We start from the raw sequence: 22,660 nt of genomic DNA on the forward strand, positions 1-22,660 counted from the left end.
TCAGTAAAATCTTTTCCTTTTCACAATTCACAATCATTAGGTTATAATGATAGAATAAAATTTATTCTAATGAGTAAGGGAAAAGTCAATTTTCAATAAAAGGTGATTCGATGGCAAATGAGCAAGTACTAACAGCTGAACAGGTACTCGAGAAGGCAAGTCAATATTTAGCGGACGATGATATTGAGCTGGTGGCACGTGCCTATGAATATGCACGTGACGCACATAGCGAACAGTATAGAAAATCGGGCGAACCATATATTATTCACCCGATTCAAGTAGCAGGTATTTTAGTCGATTTACACATGGATCCATCTACAGTGTCGGCAGGTTTTTTGCATGATGTAGTAGAAGATACCGAGGTTACACTAGAAGATATTGAACGGGAATTTAATAAAGAAATTGCCATGCTTGTTGATGGTGTTACAAAGCTTGGGAAAATTAAATACAAATCTCATGAACAACAGCAAGCAGAGAACCATCGCAAAATGTTTATTGCAATGGCCCAAGATATTCGTGTTATTTTAATCAAATTAGCTGACCGTCTTCATAACATGCGTACACTTAAGCATTTGCCTCAAGAAAAGCAGCGTCGTATCGCAAATGAAACGTTAGAAATTTTTGCACCTTTAGCTCATAGACTCGGAATTAATACTATTAAATGGGAGCTAGAGGATACATCGCTTCGCTATTTGAATCCGCAGCAATACTATCGCATTGTAAACTTAATGAAGCGGAAACGTGCAGAACGTGAAGAATATTTAGATGAAGTCATGACGGGTATTCGTGACAAGCTGAAAGAAGTAGCGATTCAACCTGATATTTCAGGTCGCCCAAAGCATATTTATAGTATTTATCGTAAAATGGCACTTCAAAATAAACAATTTAATGAAATTTATGATTTGCTAGCTGTGCGCGTTGTTGTAAATAGTATTAAAGACTGCTATGCAGTGTTAGGAATTATTCATACGTGCTGGAAACCAATGCCAGGTCGTTTTAAAGATTATATTGCAATGCCGAAAGCGAACCTATATCAATCCCTCCATACAACTGTGATTGGTCCAAAAGGTGACCCGCTTGAAGTGCAAATTCGTACGAAAGAAATGCATGAAATTGCAGAATACGGAATTGCGGCACACTGGGCATATAAAGAAGGAAAAGCGGCAGAAGCAACAGGTACACTTGAGAAAAAATTAACGTGGTTCCGTCAAATATTAGAATGGCAAAATGAAGCTTCTAATGCGGAAGAATTTATGGAGTCATTAAAAATTGATTTATTTTCTGATATGGTATTCGTCTTTACACCAAAAGGAGACGTCATGGAATTACCACTAGGTTCTGTTCCAATTGATTTTGCTTACCGTGTCCATTCAGAAATAGGGAATAAAACAATTGGTGCAAAAGTAAACGGGAAAATGGTAACACTTGATTATAAATTAAAAACAGGTGATATCATTGAAATTTTAACATCTAAACATTCATATGGACCAAGTCAGGACTGGGTAAAACTTGCGCAAACATCTCATGCGAAAAATAAAATCCGCCAATTCTTCAAAAAGCAGCGCCGAGATGAGAATATCGAAAAAGGTCGCGAGCTTGTTGAAAAAGAAGTGCGTAGCTTAGAGTATGAAATGAAAGAAATATTAGCACCTGACAATTTAAAGCGAGTGGCTGAGAAATACAACTTTGCAAATGAAGAGGATATGTTTGCGGCAGTTGGGTATAACGGCATTACGGCTGCACAAATTGCAACGCGTCTAACGGACAAGTTCCGCAAACAACGTGACGAAGAACAAGATATTGTGGAAGTAAAAGAAGTTCGTAAACCGATGAAAATCAGAAAATGGGATTCAGGTGTAAAAGTAAGTGGAGCTGACAATTTATTAATTCGCTTATCGAAATGCTGTAACCCAGTTCCAGGTGACGATATTGTCGGATACATTACGAAAGGACGCGGTGTCTCTATTCACCGTCGTGATTGCGTCAATGTGCATACAGAAGAAGCTAAGGAGCGTTTACTAGAAGTAGAGTGGGAAGGTAGTCCAGAAAAAGAGATTGAGTATAACGTTGATATTGAAATTTCTGGTTATGATCGCCGCGGCTTACTAAATGAAGTTCTGCAAGCTGTAACAGAGACGAAAACATATATTTCAGCTGTTTCAGGTAGAAGCGACCGCAATAAAATGGCAACGATCAATATGTCCATTTCTATTCGTAATTTACATCATTTGAAAAAGGTAGTAGAGCGTATTAAAAGAGTTCCAGAAATTTATGCAGTACGCCGCATGATGCATTAATAGGGAGTGTATAAAATATGAGAGTTGTCTTGCAACGATCAAAAGAAGCGTCTGTTACAGTAGATGGTGAGATTGTAGGGCAAATTCCGTTCGGTTTAACATTGCTAGTTGGCATTACACATGAAGATACAGAAAAAGATGCAACATATATTGCCGAGAAGGTTGCGAATTTACGTATTTTTGAGGATGGGAACGGGAAGATGAACCATTCTGTCCTTGATATGGAGGGACAAGTGCTATCCATTTCACAATTTACATTGTACGGAGATTGCCGTAAAGGAAGACGCCCAAACTTTATGGATGCTGCGAAACCAGACTACGCAGAGAACTTGTATGATTTCTTCAATGAAGAACTGCGCAAACAAGGACTGCGCGTAGAAACGGGCAGGTTCGGAGCAATGATGGATGTTTCTTTAATTAATGATGGTCCGGTGACCTTAATTTTAGAAAGTAAATAATGATGCTGGAAGAGAGGATGCATGTCATCCTCTCTTTTTTTATCCCGCTATTCACGGGCGATAATACCTACACTGTTTAAAGTTTCATCTTATAAGTCTTACGAAAGGAATATTTTGTTAATTTGTAATATGATTATTTGGAAAATAACAAAAATAGTAACAAGGGAAATTACAGGGAGGTACATGTTATGGCAACGTTTGTATTTGTTCATGGAGCATGGGATGGAGGATATGTTTGGAAAGAAGTCGCTACATGTTTAAGAAAAGAGGGGCATGAGGTATATACACCTACATTAACAGGACTTGGGGAGAGAACGCATCTCGCACAACCAAGTGTAGGATTGAAAACATATATTCAAGATATTGCTAATGTTATTCAATATGAACAGTTACACGATGTAATTTTAGTGGGACATAGTTATTCAGGTATGGTGATAACGGGGGTAGCTGAAGTTATTCCTGAATCTATTAAAAACCTTGTGTATATAGATGCTATGCTTCCAAATGATGACGATTCTGTTATGGATATTTCTGGACCTAAAATGGCTACTCATTTTATAGAAGAAGTAAAATTATCTGGGGAGGGATGGCGTATTCTCCCTAGAAATGCATCAGATAAAAGAAAATCGGCTATGCCTTTATTAGCTTTTACACAAGCGATTGAAATGAAAAATCCGAAAGTTGACGAGATACCACATACATATGTAGAAATATTAGATCATCCAGAACATTGGCCAATGACGCCTATTTTCCAAAAATCTGCTGAAATAGCGAGAGAAAGAGATTGGGATGTTTTTTCAGTACAAACAGGTGGGCACTGGGTGATGCAAACAAATCCAGAAGTGTTAGTTCGTATATTAAGTCAATATACGAACTAATTTTGAAACGATGAGATATAAGGTGCTCAACTCACCGCGGAAGAAGGGGAATCTGAAGTGGGGAGCTGGTATACGATGCTTCAAGAAATGAATATAGCTTTACGTTTTGTATTAGAGTTATGTACCCTTGGAGTTATAGGGTATTGGGGGTTTCAGGTGGGGAAAGGACCTGTTATAAAAGGAACATTTGCCGTTGTACTTCCTCTTATCATAGCTGTTATATGGGGATTATTTGGAGCACCAGAAGCAACATGGAAATTACAGGGCGCGTTACATCTGATGTTAGAAATAATAATTTTAGGGTTAGGTATTGTAGCACTCTATCATTTAAGATATGTTGCGTTAGCGACTATATTTATGATTGTCATTTTTACCAATAGCGTCCTTATGTACATATGGAAGCAGTAGTAGATTCCCTTTCTTATTCGTGTATAACTAACTCATTGATATGGAACAATAAAAGTAAAAACATCCATATTGATTGTGAGGGATACGCGTATGCGCATGAATGAAAAAGGACACTCTGTTACAAACGGTGCAAACCAATTATTTAACGTGAATTTTCATGAGTTTATTGCAAGAGAACAAAATAATACCTCTATGGAGCTTGCATCTGAATTTGGTATTTCATTGCAGGATGTAAAACGGTTAAAGAAGCAGATTGAACGCTCCTAGTGCACTTGACAATCGCCCTGAACAAACGTATAGTAATTTTATATTTACATATGAAGAGAACCGATGATAGAGAAGAGTAGATGAGATACACATGAAAAGAGAGGAAATGTCCTAGGCTGAAAACATTTCTACATGATGACTAATCGAATGACACTCTGTAGGTTTCAACTTGAACGGCACAAATGCTTAGTAGGGGTTGAACGCAAGTTTAAGCGTTATTAAAAAAGTGGAAGCATACGTGCTTCAATTAGGGTGGCACCACGGGTAATAATACTCTCGTCCCTACTGGATAATCAGTAGAGGCGGGAGTTTTTTTATTTTTAATAAGATTAAAACAATTTGAGGAGGAACTGAATATGTCTATTCAAATCCCACGCGGAACGCAAGATATTCTTCCAGGAACCGTTGAGTTATGGCAGTATATCGAAGGGCAAGCACGCGAAATTTGCCGTCGTTACAACTATAAAGAGATTCGTACACCAATTTTTGAGCACACAGAATTATTTTTACGCGGTGTTGGTGATACAACAGATATCGTACAAAAAGAAATGTACTCATTCCAAGATCGTGGCGAACGTAGCTTAACATTACGTCCAGAAGGAACTGCACCTGTTGTACGTTCTTATGTTGAAAATAAAATGTATGGTGATGCAACACAGCCAACGAAATTATATTACATCGGTCAAATGTTCCGTTATGAAAGACCACAAGCGGGTCGCTATCGTCAATTCGTACAATTTGGTATCGAGGCAATCGGTAGTAATGATCCAGCAATTGATGCGGAAGTGATTGCACTTGCTGTAGAATTCTACCGCGGCATGGGATTAAAAAACATTAAAGTTGTCCTAAATAGCTTAGGTGATGCAGCGAGCCGTCAAGCGCACCGTGAGGCGTTAATCGCTCACTTTGAGCCTCGCATCGGCGAATTCTGTTCAGATTGCCAATCTCGTTTAGAGAAAAATCCACTTCGTATTTTAGACTGTAAAAAGGACCGTGATCATGAATTAATGAGCACAGCACCGTCTATTACAGAATACTTAAACGAAGAATCAACAACGTACTATGAAAAAGTACAAGAGTTATTAACAATGATGGGTGTCCCATTTGAAAAAGATCCAAACCTAGTGCGCGGTTTAGATTACTATCAGCACACTGTATTTGAGATTATGAGTGAAGCAGACGGTTTCGGTGCAATCACGACATTAAGTGGCGGTGGTCGCTATAACGGTCTTGTACAAGAAATCGGTGGTCCAGAAATGCCTGGTATTGGTTTTGCGATGAGTATTGAACGTTTAATTATGGCGCTGAAAGCTGAAAATATTGAATTACCAATTGAACATAACATTGATTGCTACGTTGTAGCACTTGGAGATAAAGCGAAAGATCACGCAGCAAAAATTGCATTTGATCTTCGTAAAGCTGGATTATCAGTTGAAAAAGATTATTTAGATCGCAAAATGAAAGCACAATTTAAATCAGCAGATCGTCTAAATGCGAAATATGTAGCTGTATTAGGAGAAGATGAGCTAGATAAAGGCATCATCAACTTAAAAGATATGGCAACAGGTGGACAAGAAGAAGTGGCTTTAGATGTATTTGCTTCATATGTAGCAGAGAAATTAATATAGGGGGAACGAACAATGGCTGAAAGAACACATGCATGTGGAAAAGTAACAGTAGAAGCAGTTGGACAAACCGTTCAATTAAAAGGTTGGGTACAAAAACGCCGTGACTTAGGCGGACTCATTTTCATCGACTTACGTGACCGTACAGGTATCGTGCAAGTTGTATTTAACCCAGAAACATCAAAAGAAGCACTAGAAGTAGCAGAAACAATTCGTAGCGAATACGTATTACACGTAGAAGGAACAGTTGTTGAACGTGGTCAAGGTGCAATTAATGAAAATATGGCAACAGGGCGCATTGAAGTACAAGCAACGAAAGTAAATGTATTAAATGCAGCAAAAACAACGCCGATTATTATTGCAGACGATACAGATGCATCAGAAGATGTTCGTTTAAAATATCGTTATTTAGATTTACGTCGCCCTGTTATGTATAACACATTCAAAATGCGTCACGACGTGACAAAAACAATTCGTAACTTCTTAGATTCAGAAGAGTTTTTAGAAGTTGAAACACCAATTTTAACAAAGAGTACACCAGAAGGAGCACGTGACTATTTAGTACCAAGCCGTGTGCATGAAGGTGAATTTTACGCGTTACCTCAATCTCCACAGCTATTTAAACAGCTTCTAATGGTCGGCGGATTTGAGCGTTATTATCAAGTAGCACGTTGTTTCCGCGATGAAGATTTACGTGCCGATCGTCAACCAGAATTCACACAAATTGACATCGAGGCATCATTCTTAACACAAGATGAAATTCTAGAAATGATGGAACGTATGATGACAAAAGTGATGAAAGATGCAAAAGGCGTAGAGGTTCGTGCACCATTCCCTCGTATGAAGTATGCTGATGCAATGGCTCGCTACGGTTCTGATAAACCAGATACACGCTTTGCAATGGAGCTTACTGACTTATCTGAGTTTGCAGCAGATTGCGGCTTCAAAGTGTTCACAAGTGCTGTAGAAAGCGGCGGGCAAGTAAAAGCAATTAATGCAAAAGGTGCAGCAGGTAAATATTCTCGTAAAGACATTGATGCATTAACTGAATTCGTAAAAGTATACGGAGCAAAAGGTTTAGCTTGGTTAAAAGTTGAAGAAGATGGCTTAAAAGGACCAATTGCGAAATTCTTCGGTGAAGAAGATGCAAACGTACTAATGAGCACATTAGATGGGGCTGCGGGTGACTTATTATTATTCGTTGCTGATAAAAAGAGCGTTGTTGCAGATAGCTTAGGTGCACTTCGTTTACGCTTAGGTAAAGAACTTGAGTTAATTGACGAAAGCAAATTTAACTTCCTATGGGTAACAGATTGGCCGCTTCTTGAGTATGATGAAGATGCTGATCGCTACTTCGCAGCGCATCATCCATTCACAATGCCATTCCGTGAAGATGTTGAGTTATTAGAAACAGCACCAGAAAAAGCGCGTGCACAAGCATATGACCTTGTATTAAACGGTTATGAGCTTGGTGGTGGTTCACTTCGTATTTATGAGCGTGATGTACAAGAAAAAATGTTCAAAGCTCTTGGATTCTCTCAAGAAGAAGCACAAGAACAATTCGGATTCTTATTAGAAGCGTTCGAATATGGTACACCACCACATGGCGGAATCGCATTAGGTTTAGACCGTCTCGTAATGTTACTTGCAGGCCGTACAAACCTTCGTGATACAATTGCATTCCCGAAAACAGCAAGCGCAAGCTGCTTATTAACAGATGCTCCAAGTCCTGTTGCAGAAGCGCAGCTTGAAGAGCTATACTTACAATTAAACGTAAAAGAAGAGAAGTAAGAAGGAGTCCTAGATGGTTATACTAAACCCATCTAGGATTTTTTTTAGTGGAAGTTTAAAAAATCTGGTTCAGATAGCAGTCGCATTTCTTCGTTGCTTCGCCAGTCCGGTGCTCGAGTAAGTAATCCTACACTCCGCATCTCCTGGCGTCAGCGCCTCGAACAGCTCGGCTCTCTGAATCCTCCTTTTTAAACGTGGATTGGAAGAGGAAGTTTAAAAAATCTGGTTCAGATAGCAGTCGCATTTCTTCGTTGCTTCGCCAGTCCGGTGCTCGAGTAAGTAATCCTACACTCCGCACCTCCTGGCGTCAGCGCCTCGAACAGCTCGGCTCTCTGGATCCTCCTTTTTAAACGTGGATTGGAAGAGGAAGTTTAAAAAATCTGGTTCAGATAGCAGTCACATTTCTTCGTTGCTTCGCCAGTCCGGTGCTCGAGTAAGTAATCCTACACTCCGCACCTCCTGGCGTCAGCGCCTCGAACAGCTCGGCTCTCTGAATCCTCCTTTTTAAACATAGATTGGAAGGGAAATTTAAAAAGTCCGGTTTAGCTAGTAATCCTTTTTTTGAATATGTATTTTTAGGAATTCTATAACTTTTTCTATACAAATAGTCGGAAAAACGCTAGAATACATGGTAGACCATTTTTGTAATAGGAGTGTAGAGCTGAATGTTACATCAATTTTCACGTAATGAATTAGCCTTCGGAAAAGAAGGTCTTGAAATATTAAAAAATAGTACAGTTGGTATTCTAGGAATTGGCGGTGTAGGTTCATTCGCAGCAGAAGCGTTAGCGCGTTCTGGCGTAGGACGTCTTGTATTAGTTGATAAAGACGTTGTAGATATTACAAATGTAAACCGTCAAATTCATGCTTTAGTATCTACTGTAGGACGTTCAAAAGTAGAATTAATGAAAGAGCGCATTGCAGACATTAATCCGGAATGTGAAGTAATTGGACTAGAAATGTTTTATACAGATGAAACATATGAAGAGTTCTTTAAACACGGCTTAGATTTCGTAGTGGATGCATCTGATACAATTACGTTCAAAATTCATTTAATTAAACAATGTTTACGTCGTAAAATTAAAATTATCTCAAGTATGGGCGCAGCAAATAAAATGGACCCAACTCGTTTCCGTATTGCGGACATTTCTAAAACACATACAGATCCAATTGCGAAAGTAATTCGTACGAAGCTTCGTAAAGAGGGTATTAAAAAAGGTGTAAAAGTTGTCTTCTCTGACGAAAACCCAATCGTAATTCGTGAAGAAGTACGTAAAGAAATCGTACCAGACGAAAATGCGAAAATTCGTAAAGCGAAATTACCACCTTCCTCAAATGCCTTCGTACCATCTGTGGCTGGTTTAATTATGGCGAGTCACGTTGTACGTGAACGTATTAAAAACGTAGAAGTGAAGCGTGTAGGGCAAGAATAAAAAATAAAAAAGCGTATATTCCATGAGGAGTATACGCTTTTTTATTTGTATGAAAAGATGTTAAAGAAATATCCATATCGGTAAAACGATAGATTCAAAAGCGATTAAAAATAATAAATAATTCTCGTATTTGTCCGATTTGTATGCAGAAGTCTTTTTTAAACCTCTAATTGTGAAGAATCCTAAAAGTAACACAAGAATCCCAAGTGTAATTTTGAAAATTGTTAATGAAATAGATAACCTCTCCTTTCAGTAACAAGTCTTGTTATGTTTATAATAGCATAAAAGTAATATATTTCCTGTTGCTTTAGAGTATTTTAATTTTCTGCCGAATATATAATATCTAAATTCCCGTTTTGATCCGTTTTAAAAATAGGTGCAATTTGATCTTGCTGTTCATCTACTAACACAAGCTTCCGGGCACGGTCCATAATTCTAACAAGCATCGCATAATCTTCTTCGATTGCTTGTTGTTTTTTCGTTAAAGATGCTAGTTTGACTTCTAGTTCATCGTTTGTTTTTTGTAAGGAGGCAAGCTTTGTATGCAAGTCTTCATTTTCAATTTGTATCTTTTCTAAGTGAGGATTATTATGCCCTAGGTTTTGCAAGAATGAGATTACATCTTGCATTGTAAGAGAATGTTTATTAGAAACGATTGCTTCGGAAAAATCAGCATCAATTACGACTTTTTGTTTTGGTTTTAGCTTTAATAGTTGCTCTTTTTCTACATTTGCTTCCGAACGCTTTAACTCTTTTCTTTGCTTCTTAGCGAGCTGTGCAGCATCCTCATAATTTTGTCTGACTTCAGCATTCCAGCGAAAACCACAAGCAGCTGAAGTCCGGTTTAATTTGTCTCCAACTTCATCGAACGCTTTCAGCTGAGTACTTCCACTGCGAATATGTCGTAAAACGGTTTCTGCTAAAAGGAGATCGTCTTCTCTTGTCCATGCATCTTGGCGCGTTTTCATAAGCGAAACCTCCATTATCATGTCGTTTTCGCTTAGATTACCCTTTTGGTTTGCTTTTATGCGAACTTTGCAATCTTTCATATACGCCTAAAAGTGCTTGTTCGAATTTCCCCGTTGTTTTCGGCTTATAATATTGCTTGTTTTTTATTTTATCTGGTAAGTATTGCTGCTGTACCCATCCATTTGGATAATCATGTGGATATAAGTATCCAATACCTCTACCTAATGATTCAGCACCTCTATAGTGACTATCTTTTAAATGACTTGGGATATCGCCAGTTTGTCCGTTTCGCAAGTCGTGAAGTGCTGCATCAAGTGCCTTGTATGCTGAATTTGATTTTGGAGAAAGACAAAGTTCGATAACTGCATTGGCAAGCGGAATGCGAGCTTCTGGAAAACCAACACGTTCTGCCGACTCAATCGCAGCAAGTGTACGGGGACCTGCTTGCGGGCTAGCCAGTCCAATGTCTTCATATGCCATAATAAGAAGACGTCTCCCGATACTTTGTAAGTCACCAGCTTCAATAAGGCGCGCTAAATAATGAAGTGCAGCGTTCACATCGCTTCCGCGAACTGATTTTTGAAAGGCAGATAGGACATCATAATGAGCATCTCCGCCTTTGTCGTGAACAAAACTCTTTTTCTGTAAACATTCTTCAGCAATTTCTAATGTGATTTCGGTTGATTGATCGTCTGTTGTAAAGCTAGATAAAACAGCAAGTTCAAGTGCGTTATAAGCCGATCGCATATCTCCGCCAGAGGCATTTGCAAAGTGACACATTGCTTCATCTGTAACTGTTACATGATATTCACCTAAACCTTTTTCTTTATCTTCAAGCGCTCGTTTTAAGCCGATTAAAATATCATTTTCTGTTAGTGCGTGTAGTTCAAAGATTTGACATCGGCTACGAATGGCAGAGTTAATCGCATGGAATGGATTACTTGTTGTTGCGCCAATTAAGGTCAGAAGCCCGCTTTCTAAGTGAGGTAATAAGAAGTCTTGTTTTGCTTTATCTAAGCGGTGAACTTCATCTAAAATTAAAACAAGGTGGCGGTGCATCTTTGCTTCTTGCACGACAACTTCCATGTCTTTTTTATTATGAGTAACAGCATTTAATAGGCGAAAGGGCGTCCCTGTACTGCCGGCAATTGCACTAGCAATCGATGTTTTTCCAGTTCCAGGTGGACCGTATAAAATCATCGATTGGAAATGGTTTGCCTGAACCATTCGCCATAAAATTTTCCCTTCACCAACTAAATGCTCTTGACCAATTATTTCTTTAATATTTGTCGGACGCATTCGGTGTGCGAGTGGTTGTTTCATTATGACCGTCTCCCTTAATATGTAATCATATTCTATGGTATCATCTTTTTTATGGAAAATTGAAATATACTACTGTATTTATAAGTAATTCTGCTTAATTTTTTCATTCTTCTCTTTATTGTAATAATTACCGAGTTTTTCAATGTGATTTTATGTTATCATTTTGATACATAAGTTGAAATTTCTTATAATACTATATTATGCTATAATTTCATAGGATTTTGATTTTAAAATTGTGTTCTTCTTACGAATAAAGATTTAACTAATAGAAGTGAAATTTTGAAAAGAGGTGCGAAATAGATGAAAATTTCAACGAAAGGCCGTTACGGCTTAACAATTATGATTGATCTTGCGAAGAAGTTTGGTGAGGGTCCAATTTCTTTAAAATCAATTGCGCAAGCGCATGACCTATCTGAACATTACTTAGAGCAATTAATCTCTCCACTTCGTAACGCTCGTCTTGTAAAAAGTACGCGTGGTGCATATGGTGGTTATGTATTATCTGACCAACCAGCTAATATTACGGCTGGCGATGTAATTCGTGTTTTAGAAGGCCCAATTAGCGTTGTTGAAATGATAGAAGAGGAAGAACCAGCACAGCGCCAGTTGTGGATGCGTGTTCGTGATGCAGTACAAGAAGTATTAGATAGTACAACTCTAGAAGATTTAGTACGTTATGAGGAAGAGAATCATGGGGGTTATATGTTTTACATTTAATTCCTTGTGAAACGATTTGGAAAGAAGGAGATCTGATGGAACGCATTTACTTAGATCATGCTGCGACATCTCCGGCTCACCCAGAAGTAGTCGAAAAGATGATTCCATATATGACAGAAATATTTGGTAATCCGTCTAGTATTCATTTTTATGGACGCCAAACGCGCCATGCTGTAGATGAAGCAAGACGTGTTTGTGCACGTAGCATTCATGCAAATCCAAATGAAATTATTTTTACAAGCGGTGGTACGGAGGCTGATAATTTAGCACTTTTAGGTGTGGCACGTGCAAACCGCAATAAAGGAAATCATATTATTACGACGCAGATTGAACATCACGCTATTTTGCATACATGTGAAGCATTAGAGCGAGAAGGCTTTGAGGTGACGTATTTACCGGTTGATGAAACGGGTCGTGTTCAAGTTTCTGATGTAAAAGAGGCGTTAACAGATGAAACGATTCTCGTATCTGTTATGTTTGGAAATAATGAAGTTGGAACGGTTCAACCGATTGCAGAAATTGGAGAACTGTTAAAAGAACATCACGCTTATTTTCACACGGATGCTGTACAAGCCTACGGTTTAACAGCAATTGATGTGAAAGAGTTAGGCATTGATTTATTATCAATCTCAGCTCATAAAATTAATGGTCCAAAAGGTGTAGGTTATTTATATGCTAGCGCGCAAGTGAAGTTTGAACCGTTATTAACGGGCGGGGAGCAAGAGCGAAAACGTCGTGCAGGTACTGAGAATGTACCTAGCATCGTTGGGCTAGAGCAAGCTGTTAAGTTGGCAGAATCAACGCGTGAGCAAAAAATTGCCCAATATGAAGGATTTAAAGATATAATGGTATCTGTCTTTCAAAAAGAAGACATTACTTTCGAGGTAAACGGAAACTTAGAATATCGCTTACCACATGTGTTTAATGTAAGTTTCACAGGAATGGATATTGAGCCGTTTCTTGTAAACTTAGACTTAGCAGGTATTGCAGTATCAAGTGGTTCTGCATGTACAGCTGGTTCTATTGACCCATCGCATGTGTTAGTGGCGATGTTTGGAAAAGATTCCGATCAAATACGTTCATCTGTACGTTTTAGCTTTGGTCTTGGTAATACGAAAGAACAAGTGGAAAAAGCAGCGTACGAAACAGTGAAAATCGTGAAGCGATTAACACAAAAATAGCATGGGAGGTGACATGATGAACAAACTACCTCACGAAACGCGCGTTGTCATTGGGATGTCCGGTGGCGTCGATTCATCTGTAGCAGCTCTTTTATTAAAAGAGCAAGGTTATGATGTAATCGGGATTTTTATGAAAAACTGGGATGATACAGACGAGAATGGTTTCTGTACAGCAACGGAAGATTACAATGATGTAATCGAAGTGTGCAATCAAATCGGTATCCCCTATTATGCAGTAAACTTTGAAAAACAATATTGGGATAAAGTATTTACGTACTTTTTAGATGAGTACCGAGCTGGTCGTACGCCAAACCCAGATGTAATGTGTAACAAAGAAATTAAATTTAAAGCCTTTTTAGAACATGCGATTGCGCTTGGTGCCGATTATGTAGCGACAGGTCATTATGCACGTGTTGCTTATATCGATGGCGAATATAAAATGCTACGCGGTGTTGATGATAATAAGGATCAAACATATTTCTTGAATCAATTAAGCCAAGAGCAACTATCAAAAACAATGTTCCCGTTAGGCGAATTAAAGAAACCACAAATTCGTGAAATGGCAAAAGAAGCTGGTTTAGCAACAGCGACGAAAAAAGATAGTACAGGTATCTGCTTTATTGGTGAGCGTAACTTTAAAGATTTCTTAAGTAACTACTTACCAGCTCAGCCAGGTGTGATGCAAACACTATCTGGCGAAGTGAAAGGGAAACATGACGGTTTAATGTACTATACAATTGGACAACGTCATGGTCTTGGTATTGGTGGTAATGGTGATCCTTGGTTCGCTGTTGGGAAAAACTTGAAAGAAAATATTTTATATGTTGATCAAGGATTCCACAATGAGCTTTTATATGGTGATGAAGTCATTGCTACGAATATAGGTTGGGTAAGTAACAGAGCGAAAGAAAAGGAATTTAAGTGCACAGCGAAATTCCGTTATCGTCAAGAGGATAACAAGGTAACGGTTCAAATCGTTGATGATAATACAGTTCGTATTCTTTGCGATGAACCAATTCGTGCGATTACGCCAGGACAAGCAGTTGTTTTCTATGATGGAGATGAATGCTTAGGCGGTGCTACAATTGATGAAGTATACCGTAGTGGTAAGAAACTAGACTATTTAGGATGAAAAACGAGAAGCCTCTGCCGATTAGCGGTTAGAGGTTTCTTTTTCATAACAGCGAATTTTTGTTCGCTTGGAAAATAGATTATTTGTTATAATTTGTTGTAGAGGTGAAGAACATGTCAAATAAGCTTGAAGCAGGCATTCAATATATGCAAGAAGGAAACTGGGAAGAAGCAGCTAAAAATTTTACAGAGGCAATTGAAGAAAATCCGAAAGATGCACTTGGATACATTAACTTTGCGAATTTATTAGATGTGTTAGGAGATAGCGAACGTGCGATTTTATTTTATAAACGCGCATTAGAACTAGATGGGAAATTAGCTACTGCCTATTATGGACTTGGAAGCATATATTATGGACAAGAGCAATTTACAGAAGCAAAAGCTGCATTTGAGCAAGCAATGCAAGCTGGATTACAATCAGCTGATGTGACATTTATGCTAGGGATTACGTATGTACAGCTTGGAAATGATCGTCTTGCACTGCCATTTTTACAAAGAGCAACTGAATTAGATAGGGCAGATGTAGAAGCGGTATTCCAATGCGGATTATGCTTTGCGCGACTAGAACATATTCAGGAAGCGAAACCTTATTTTGAAAAGGTTTTACAAATGGATGAAGAACATGCAGATGCGTACTATAATTTAGGTGTTGCGTACGTGTTTGAGGAAAATAATGAGAAAGCACTTGCTTTATTTAAGAAGGCGACTGAAATTCAACCAGATCACTTTTTAGCAGGGAATGGCATTCGTTTATTAGAGCAAGAAGCCGAATAGAAATCGTACCTTAACGCGCAGTTACCCCTCATCTAATGATAAGTAGAGAGGTGGGGGCTTTACTGCTCGTTAGAGTGAGAGAAATCGGAAAGGAGAGGAAACATGGGAAATCAACATGCAATGGATTTGTTTGAGGAAGAGCAAAAATTTATAAAAGCACAAGTTCTTCATACCATTTTCCACAACGAAGAAAACCTCTATTCCGTTGTCAGTATGAAAATCATTGAAACAAATGAAACATACGACGAAAAAAAAGTGATGATCAACGGTCACTTTCCCCGTATGCATGAAGATGAAGTATTTACATTGACAGGTCACTTTAAAGACCACCCAAAGTACGGAAAGCAATACTTAGTTGAAACATTTAAAAAAGAATTACCTCAAACAAAAACAGGTATGGTGCAATATTTAGCGAGTGATTTATTTAAAGGAATTGGGAAGCGAACAGCAGAAAAGATTGTTGATCATCTCGGAGAACATGCGATTTCTAAAATTATGGACGACCCTGCTGCATTAGAAGGTGTTGTAAACAAGCAGAAAGCGCAAGAAATTTATGACACAATTATTGAACACCAAGGGCTTGAAAAGGTCATGAGCTTTTTAAATGGTTATGGTTTTGGAACGAAGCTCTCGATTAAGATTTATCAGCAGTATAAAGAAATGACGCTTGAAGTGATTCGAAATAATCCATATCAGTTGATTGAAGAAGTCGATGGCATCGGTTTTGGAAGAGCTGACGATATAGGACGAGCGCTAGGGATATCTGGTAACCATAATGATCGTGTGAGAGCAGGATGTTTCTATACGTTAGAAAATGTTTCGCTCCAAGAAGGTCATGTGTTTATGGAAAAGGGTCAACTAGTTCGAGAAACCGTATCGCTTTTAAATAATCAAGAGGGTAATGTGACGGAAGAAGATATTTTGCAATGCGTTGAAATGATGCAAGGTGAAGGGAAAATCATTATAGAAGAAGACCGCATTTATTTAGCTTCGTTATTCTATTCCGAAAAGGGCGTTGTCAAATCAATCCGCCGTCTCATGAACCAAGAAGAGACGCCTTCGTTTCCTGAAGCGGAAGTATTATTAACGTTAGGGAAAATTGAAGAGCAGCTAAAAGTACAGTATGCGCCGCTTCAACAAGAGGCAATTCAAACTGCGCTTCATAAGCCGATGATGTTATTAACCGGCGGACCTGGTACAGGGAAGACGACCGTTATTAAAGGAATTGTCGAAATGTATGCTTCCTTGCATGGTTTATCATTAAGCCCGCAAGATTACAGTGATGATAATCCGTTTCCGATTCTGTTAACAGCTCCGACAGGCCGCGCTGCGAAGCGGATGAGTGAGTCAACAGGGCTTCCTGCTTGTACGATTCACCGCTTACTTGGTTGGACGCCAGAAGGATCTTTCCAGCGTAATGAAACGGACCCTGTACAAGGAAAGTTACTTATCATTGATGAGTTTTCAATGGTTGATATTTGGCTCGCGAATCAATTGTTTAAATCATTACCAACAAACATTCAAGTAATTGTTGTAGGTGATGAAGATCAATTACCTTCTGTAGGGCCTGGACAAGTGTTGAAAGATTTATTAGATGCTGGTGCAATTCCGACAGTGAAGTTAACAGAGATTTACCGTCAAGCAGAAGGGTCATCCGTTATTCAGCTTGCCCATGCGATAAAAAATGGTACGCTGCCACCAGACTTAGCACAAAATAAAAAAGATCGTTCGTTTATTGGTTGCTCAGGTGCTCAAATTGTTGAGGTTGTAAAACAAGTATGTGAAAACGCGAAGACGAAAGGGTTTAATGCAAGAGATGTCCAAGTGTTAGCGCCTATGTATCGCGGTCCGGCAGGTATTAATGTGCTAAATGAGGCACTCCAAGAAGTATTTAATCCGAAGAAAGAAAAGAGTAGAGAAATTGCCTACGGTGATGTTGTGTATCGAACGGGTGATAAAGTATTGCAGCTCGTAAATCAACCAGAAAGCCAAGTGTTTAATGGTGACATTGGAGAAATTGTTTCTGTATTTTATGCAAAGGAAAATGTGGAGAAACAAGATATGGTTGTTGTTTCGTTCGATGGGATTGAAGTAACGTATATAAAGCCAGATTTAAATCAAATTACACATGCGTATTGTTGTTCAATTCATAAGTCACAAGGAAGTGAATTTCCAATTGTAATTATGCCGATTGTAAAGAGTTATTACCGCATGTTACGCCGTAATTTAATTTATACAGGTATTACGAGAAGTAAAAAGTTTCTAATTATTTGCGGAGAAGAATCAGCCTTTCAATCTGGTGTGAATCGTCTTGATGATTCCATGCGGCAAACAACGTTAGCTGGTCGCTTGCAGGAATCAAAAGGGGAAGTGCAAATGGTTACGATTGATGGCCAGGAGATGGATGTGGAAAACATTTCACCGTATGATTTTATGTAGCAAGGTGAAATTATATAGTGAAACTTTCAATATAGAGAGCGTTATTTTGAAAGTGTAAGGCAGTTCTAGTATGTATAAATGAGTGCAGTTTGGACATAATGGCGAATAGAATCTGGGAGACTGTAAGGAGATGAAAGCCATATGTTCAGTTGTCCAAATTGCAAAGGGAAAGACATTGGAAAAATAGGTGTCAACCAATTTTATTGCTGGAATTGTTATATTGAATTATCGGTTTCAAAGGGGAAAATCCATACGCATCAAGTAGAAGAAGATGGATCGCTTAGTTCTCTTGATGATTTATTTGATGAGAATGAACGAACCATCGGATAGTCAAAAAGGGGGATTTACTTTGAACGTACGCAATTCATTAATCGCATTAGGTATTGGAGCTGCGGCATATCAATATGCACGTAAACAAGATGTGTTTTCCAAACGTAATATGAAAAGAGCACGCAAAATGATTAAGTCTTATTTATAATCATTTCTATAAAGTGAAAAACTCCCTTCATTCTCAGGGAGTTTTTTCATGTGCTCGTATATAAATAAAAAAGTCCAATTTTAGAAAAAAGATAAGAAAGTCCGTAACATCCAATACCAAGAACTCCGTAATACCACAGCTGTTTCGCACGTTCTTTTCGTGTTGAACGCGTGAAGAGTCCCTTCCAAATACCAAAGCCAATGCAGATCCATTCTAGTATCATGAAAAGTGTTGAAAGAATTAACATAAGCCAAACCATTTTATTCCTCCTCACATATTTGCGAGCTGACCTAAGTGCTTGTCCGTATGATGTTAAATATATGTAAGTTTTTTTAAAAACAGTATGGTCTGTATGGAAATATTTTAGTCCAGTAATTTTTTAAAAGTTTTACACATAACCTTCTCTATTTCTTTTCAAAATAAGGATGGAGGAGGTTTTTCGCTTGAAGAATCTTAAAATTATTTGGATCTATCGATTAGGGTTATTGTTATTAGTGTTTTTATGTTTGCTCGTCTTTTTAAAAATTAAACCACTATGGGCGCCAATCATATTCGTGTTTAAAGTAGCAATTACACCATTTTTAATTGCTTGTTTCATCGCGTATTTACTGCATCCTTTAATTGAAAAATTATATAAAGAGGGAATGCCACGTACACTTGCGATTTTGCTTATTTATATTCTCTTTTTTGGTGGTCTCGGTTATGGAATTTATAAAGGGACACCGGTTGTGATTGCGCAGCTACAAGAAATCAATAAGCAATTCCCGCAGTTTATGAAAATGTATGATTCTTGGATGGACGGTGTGACAGAACAGACAGACAATTTCCCATCGTTTATTCATGAGAAAGTAAAGCAAATATTTGTCGGCATTGAGATGAAGATACAAGCACTTTTAAATAAGGTGATGAGTACAGCACGTGGTGTACTGGATTCATTACTCATCATTTTCTTGATTCCTTTCATTGTATTTTACATATTAAAAGACTATGGAGAGTTTTATCACGTTTTTTGGAAGCTTGTTCCGAGTAAATGGCGTAGTACAGGACAAGTATTGGCGAAGGAGATCGATAAGTCACTTGGAAGTTATATTCGAGGGCAATTATTTGTTTGTTTAGTTTTAGGAGGAGTGTCCGCTCTTTCATTTTGGTTTATTGCGATGAAGTACCCACTGTTATTAGGCATTATTGTTGGAGTTACCGATATTATTCCTTACTTTGGACCAATTTTAGGAGCGATTCCGACGTTGATGATTGCGGCAACCGTATCCACGAACCTTTTTATTAAAGCGGGCATTGCACTTGCCATTTTACAATTTGTTGAAAGTAACATTCTCTCCCCATATATTGTTGGGAAGTCGTTACGTATGCATCCTGTTATTATTATGCTTGCTCTTCTGATTGGGGGAGAAATAGGTGGAATCGTCGGTCTTTTAATAGCAGTTCCTATTTTGGCGGTGATTCGAACCGTCATTGTTCATATAAAGCCACTCTGGAAACATTGACAAATGGAAACGGATTCGCTACAATTTTGGCATATAGCATATGATTTTAAATTGATGACGGAACGAGTATGTCACAGTCCATTTTTAGAGAGAAACTTCCATCGGCTGAAAGAAGTTTTAAATGAAGGGTGACAGAACGCTAATCCTGAGAGCAGCTAATCCCTGCCGTCTTGCCACGTTACGGCACCATGAGGTGATGAATCGAGAATGTATAAATCGGTTCATAATTAGGGTGGTATCGCGAGTTAACTCTCGTCCCTTTTATAGGGACGGGAGTTTTTTGTTTTTATGAAATTTCTTAAAGGAGGAAATATAGATGAAACAGTTAACAGGAGCACAAATTCGTCAAATGTTTTTAGACTTTTTCGAGGAAAAAGGGCATGCAATTGAACCAAGTGCATCATTAGTTCCGCATGAGGATCCATCTCTTTTATGGATCAACAGTGGTGTAGCGACATTAAAGAAATACTTTGATGGTCGTGTAATCCCGCAAAACCCACGTATTACAAATGCGCAAAAATCAATTCGTACAAACGATATTGAAAACGTTGGGAAAACAGCTCGTCACCATACATTCTTTGAAATGTTAGGAAACTTCTCAATTGGTGACTACTTTAAAGAAGAAGCAATTACATGGGCTTGGGAATTTTTAACGAGCGACAAATGGATTGGATTCGATAAAGAGTTACTATCTGTAACAATCCATCCAGAAGATGAAGAAGCATTTACAATTTGGAATGAGAAAATGGGTGTTCCGAAAGAGCGCATCATTCGTTTAGAAGAAAACTTCTGGGATATTGGTGAAGGACCAAGTGGACCGAACACAGAAATTTTCTATGACCGCGGTGAAGCTTACGGTAACGATTTTAGCGATCCTGAGTTGTATCCGGGTGGAGAAAACGAACGTTACTTAGAAGTATGGAACCTTGTATTCTCTCAATTTAACCATAATCCGGATGGCTCATATACGCCACTTCCAAAGAAAAACATCGATACAGGGATGGGTCTAGAGCGTATGACATCTATCGTTCAAGATGTACCTACAAACTTTGATACAGACCTATTTATGCCAATGATTGGTGCAACAGAATCAATTTCTGGTGAGAAATATCGCGGTGGCGATGTAGAAAAAGATATGGCGTTTAAAGTAATTGCAGACCATATCCGTACAGTAACATTTGCTGTTGGTGATGGAGCTCTTCCTTCTAACGAAGGCCGTGGCTATGTATTACGTCGTTTATTACGCCGTGCTGTACGTTATGCGAAGAAATTAAACATTAACCGTCCATTCATGTTTGAATTAGTACCGGTTGTTGGCGAAGTAATGAAAGACTTCTATCCAGAAGTTCTTGAAAAGAAAGACTTTATTGCAAAAGTTGTGAAAAATGAAGAAGAGCGTTTCCATGAAACACTTCATGATGGAGAAGCAATTTTAGCAGAGGTTATTGCAAAAGCAAAAGAAGAAAAAACGACTGCTATTTCTGGAGTAGATGCGTTCCGTCTATATGACACATATGGTTTCCCAATTGAATTAACAGAAGAATATGCAGAAGAAGCTGGTATGACGGTTGATCATACAGGTTTTGAAGCAGAGATGGAAAAACAACGTGAACGTGCACGTGCAGCTCGTCAAGACGTTGATTCTATGCAAGTTCAAGGCGGCGTACTTGGAGAAATTAAAGTAGCGAGTGAATTCGTTGGTTATGGTACAGTTGCGACAGAAAGTAATGTTGTTGCACTTGTGAAAAATGGCGAGTACACAGATAGCTTACAAGCAGGCGAAGAAGGACAATTAATGCTTGATGTAACACCATTCTATGCTGAGAGTGGCGGACAAATCGCAGACCGCGGTTACCTTCTTGCTGACGGTGTGAAAGTTCTTGTAAAAGACGTACAAAAAGCACCAAATGGTCAAAGCTTACACAAAATAGTTGTGGAAGAAGGAACGTTAACAAAAGAATCAGCTGTAAAAGCTATTATTGATACGAAGAACCGTAGCAGTGTTGTGAAAAACCATACAGCAACGCATATTTTACACCAAGCATTAAAAGATGTACTTGGAACACATGTTAACCAAGCTGGTTCTCTTGTAACATCAGAACGTCTACGCTTTGACTTCTCTCACTTCGGTCAAGTACAAGCTGACGAATTAGAAAAAATTGAGCGTATTGTAAACGAAAAAATTTGGGAAAGTATTGATGTTGAGATTTCTCAAAAAGCAATTGAAGAAGCAAAAGAAATGGGTGCAATGGCATTATTCGGTGAAAAATACGGAGATGTTGTACGCGTTGTCCAAGTAGGCGATTATAGCTTAGAACTTTGCGGTGGTTGTCACGTTGATAACACAGCATCTATCGGTATTTTCAAAATTGTTGCTGAGTCTGGTATCGGTGCTGGAACTCGTCGTATTGAGGCAGTGACTGGTAAATCTGCATACGAATTAATGAACGATCAAGTAAGTTTATTAAAAGAAGCTGCAGGCAAAATGAAAACAAATCCGAAAGATATTTTAACAAGAGTAGACGGTCTATTTACTGAAGTGAAACAACTTCAAAAAGAGAATGAATCTCTTGCTGCAAAATTAAGTAACATTGAAGCTGGAAACTTAACAGATTCAGTTGTTACAGTGGATGGAGTAAATGTATTAGCAACAAAAGTAAATGTTGCAGATATGAATAACTTACGTACAATGATGGATGACCTGAAAAATAAATTAGAGTCTGCAGTCGTTGTATTAGCAGCTGTAAATGAGGATAAAGTAAATATTCTAGCAGGTGTAACGAAAGATTTAATCAATCAAGGTTACCATGCAGGTAAACTTGTGAAAGAAGTTGCTTCTCGCTGCGGCGGTGGCGGTGGCGGCCGTCCTGACATGGCTCAAGCAGGTGGTAAAAACCCAGCGCAAGTGGATGATGCACTTGCATTTGTAGAAGAGTACGTTAAATCTGTTTCAAAATAAAGAGATAGTAGTGTACAATAGTAGGGAGAG

General features: G+C 38.4%; 20 protein-coding genes and 2 other annotated features. Of the genes, 17 read left to right on the plus strand and 3 right to left on the minus strand.

From position 1 onward, the window contains the following. Positions 1-110: 110 nt before the first annotated feature. From relA to BPMYX0001_RS18840, 8 genes are all read left to right on the plus strand, one after another. A complete protein-coding gene (relA, locus tag BPMYX0001_RS18805; protein ID WP_003200467.1) occupies positions 111-2,297 on the plus strand; it encodes a GTP diphosphokinase in 2,187 nt (728 codons plus the stop codon). A gap of 17 nt (positions 2,298-2,314) precedes the next feature. Beyond that, positions 2,315-2,755 (plus strand): D-aminoacyl-tRNA deacylase, encoded by a 441-nt coding sequence (gene dtd / locus BPMYX0001_RS18810; protein WP_003200469.1) that lies wholly within the window; start codon positions 2,315-2,317, stop codon positions 2,753-2,755. 188 nt (positions 2,756-2,943) lie between these two features. Then, complete coding sequence (locus BPMYX0001_RS18815) at positions 2,944-3,633, plus strand: alpha/beta fold hydrolase (RefSeq protein WP_006096036.1); 690 nt, start codon at positions 2,944-2,946, stop codon at positions 3,631-3,633. A gap of 75 nt (positions 3,634-3,708) precedes the next feature. Then, complete coding sequence (locus BPMYX0001_RS18820; protein WP_033799709.1) at positions 3,709-4,041, plus strand: YrdB family protein; 333 nt, start codon at positions 3,709-3,711, stop codon at positions 4,039-4,041. A 90-nt stretch (positions 4,042-4,131) separates the two neighbouring features. Further along, positions 4,132-4,308 (plus strand): hypothetical protein, encoded by a 177-nt coding sequence (locus BPMYX0001_RS33225; protein ID WP_003200475.1) that lies wholly within the window; start codon positions 4,132-4,134, stop codon positions 4,306-4,308. Positions 4,309-4,362: 54 nt separating this feature from the next. Beyond that, positions 4,363-4,595, plus strand: a binding site (T-box leader). Between the two features lie 69 nt (positions 4,596-4,664). Next, a complete protein-coding gene (gene hisS, locus BPMYX0001_RS18830) occupies positions 4,665-5,936 on the plus strand; it encodes a histidine--tRNA ligase (protein ID WP_006096038.1) in 1,272 nt (423 codons plus the stop codon). 12 nt (positions 5,937-5,948) lie between these two features. Further along, positions 5,949-7,724, plus strand: coding sequence for an aspartate--tRNA ligase (gene aspS / locus BPMYX0001_RS18835; protein WP_003208580.1), 1,776 nt, complete (start codon positions 5,949-5,951; stop codon positions 7,722-7,724). Positions 7,725-8,389: 665 nt separating this feature from the next. Next, positions 8,390-9,157: a tRNA threonylcarbamoyladenosine dehydratase gene (locus tag BPMYX0001_RS18840; RefSeq protein WP_000903177.1), complete on the plus strand. Its 768-nt coding sequence runs from the start codon at positions 8,390-8,392 to the stop codon at positions 9,155-9,157. Positions 9,158-9,474: 317 nt separating this feature from the next. On the opposite strand, the gene BPMYX0001_RS18845 is transcribed toward BPMYX0001_RS18840, so the two are convergent. Together BPMYX0001_RS18845 and BPMYX0001_RS18850 are read right to left on the minus strand one after the other, a co-directional pair. Further along, positions 9,475-10,125 (minus strand): RsfA family transcriptional regulator, encoded by a 651-nt coding sequence (locus tag BPMYX0001_RS18845; protein WP_033799114.1) that lies wholly within the window; start codon positions 10,123-10,125, stop codon positions 9,475-9,477. A gap of 37 nt (positions 10,126-10,162) precedes the next feature. Further along, a complete protein-coding gene (locus BPMYX0001_RS18850) occupies positions 10,163-11,449 on the minus strand; it encodes a replication-associated recombination protein A (RefSeq protein WP_033799115.1) in 1,287 nt (428 codons plus the stop codon). A gap of 300 nt (positions 11,450-11,749) precedes the next feature. On the opposite strand from BPMYX0001_RS18850, the gene cymR reads away from it, so the two are divergent. The 7 genes from cymR to BPMYX0001_RS18885 all read left to right on the plus strand — a co-directional run bounded on the left by cymR (position 11,750) and on the right by BPMYX0001_RS18885 (position 18,169). Beyond that, on the plus strand, positions 11,750-12,166 hold the full coding sequence (gene cymR, locus BPMYX0001_RS18855; RefSeq protein ID WP_000704116.1) for a cysteine metabolism transcriptional regulator CymR: 417 nt from the start codon (positions 11,750-11,752) through the stop codon (positions 12,164-12,166). Between the two features lie 35 nt (positions 12,167-12,201). Next, the gene (locus BPMYX0001_RS18860) at positions 12,202-13,347 is read left to right on the plus strand and encodes a cysteine desulfurase family protein (RefSeq protein ID WP_006096041.1); all 1,146 of its coding nucleotides are present in this window, start codon (positions 12,202-12,204) and stop codon (positions 13,345-13,347) included. Between the two features lie 16 nt (positions 13,348-13,363). Then, positions 13,364-14,479, plus strand: a complete 1,116-nt coding sequence (mnmA, locus tag BPMYX0001_RS18865; RefSeq protein WP_018782988.1) for a tRNA 2-thiouridine(34) synthase MnmA — start codon at positions 13,364-13,366, stop codon at positions 14,477-14,479. A gap of 113 nt (positions 14,480-14,592) precedes the next feature. Next, positions 14,593-15,252 (plus strand): tetratricopeptide repeat protein, encoded by a 660-nt coding sequence (locus tag BPMYX0001_RS18870; protein ID WP_006096042.1) that lies wholly within the window; start codon positions 14,593-14,595, stop codon positions 15,250-15,252. 102 nt (positions 15,253-15,354) lie between these two features. Further along, positions 15,355-17,691 (plus strand): SF1B family DNA helicase RecD2, encoded by a 2,337-nt coding sequence (recD2, locus tag BPMYX0001_RS18875; RefSeq protein WP_006096043.1) that lies wholly within the window; start codon positions 15,355-15,357, stop codon positions 17,689-17,691. A gap of 141 nt (positions 17,692-17,832) precedes the next feature. Further along, positions 17,833-18,021 carry a hypothetical protein gene (locus BPMYX0001_RS18880; protein WP_000490499.1) on the plus strand — a complete coding sequence of 63 codons (189 nt, stop codon included), beginning with the start codon at positions 17,833-17,835 and terminating at the stop codon, positions 18,019-18,021. A gap of 19 nt (positions 18,022-18,040) precedes the next feature. Beyond that, positions 18,041-18,169 (plus strand): YrzQ family protein, encoded by a 129-nt coding sequence (locus BPMYX0001_RS18885; RefSeq protein WP_001102898.1) that lies wholly within the window; start codon positions 18,041-18,043, stop codon positions 18,167-18,169. Between the two features lie 46 nt (positions 18,170-18,215). Here the strand turns inward: BPMYX0001_RS18885 and BPMYX0001_RS18890 are convergent, their stop codons facing one another. Next, entirely contained in the window at positions 18,216-18,428 is a 213-nt protein-coding gene (locus tag BPMYX0001_RS18890) for a hypothetical protein (RefSeq protein ID WP_018782989.1), read from the minus strand. 166 nt (positions 18,429-18,594) lie between these two features. Between BPMYX0001_RS18890 and BPMYX0001_RS18895 the strand changes: the two genes are divergently transcribed. Together BPMYX0001_RS18895 and alaS are read left to right on the plus strand one after the other, a co-directional pair. Then, the gene (locus BPMYX0001_RS18895; protein ID WP_170959234.1) at positions 18,595-19,671 is read left to right on the plus strand and encodes an AI-2E family transporter; all 1,077 of its coding nucleotides are present in this window, start codon (positions 18,595-18,597) and stop codon (positions 19,669-19,671) included. Between the two features lie 45 nt (positions 19,672-19,716). Further along, positions 19,717-19,934: a binding site (T-box leader), on the plus strand. Between the two features lie 53 nt (positions 19,935-19,987). After that, positions 19,988-22,630 (plus strand): alanine--tRNA ligase, encoded by a 2,643-nt coding sequence (alaS, locus tag BPMYX0001_RS18900; protein ID WP_003200499.1) that lies wholly within the window; start codon positions 19,988-19,990, stop codon positions 22,628-22,630. The last annotated feature ends 30 nt before the right edge of the window (positions 22,631-22,660 follow it).

It is taken from the genome of Bacillus pseudomycoides DSM 12442 (assembly GCF_000161455.1).
Classification (GTDB): Bacteria; Bacillota; Bacilli; order Bacillales; family Bacillaceae_G; genus Bacillus_A; species Bacillus_A pseudomycoides.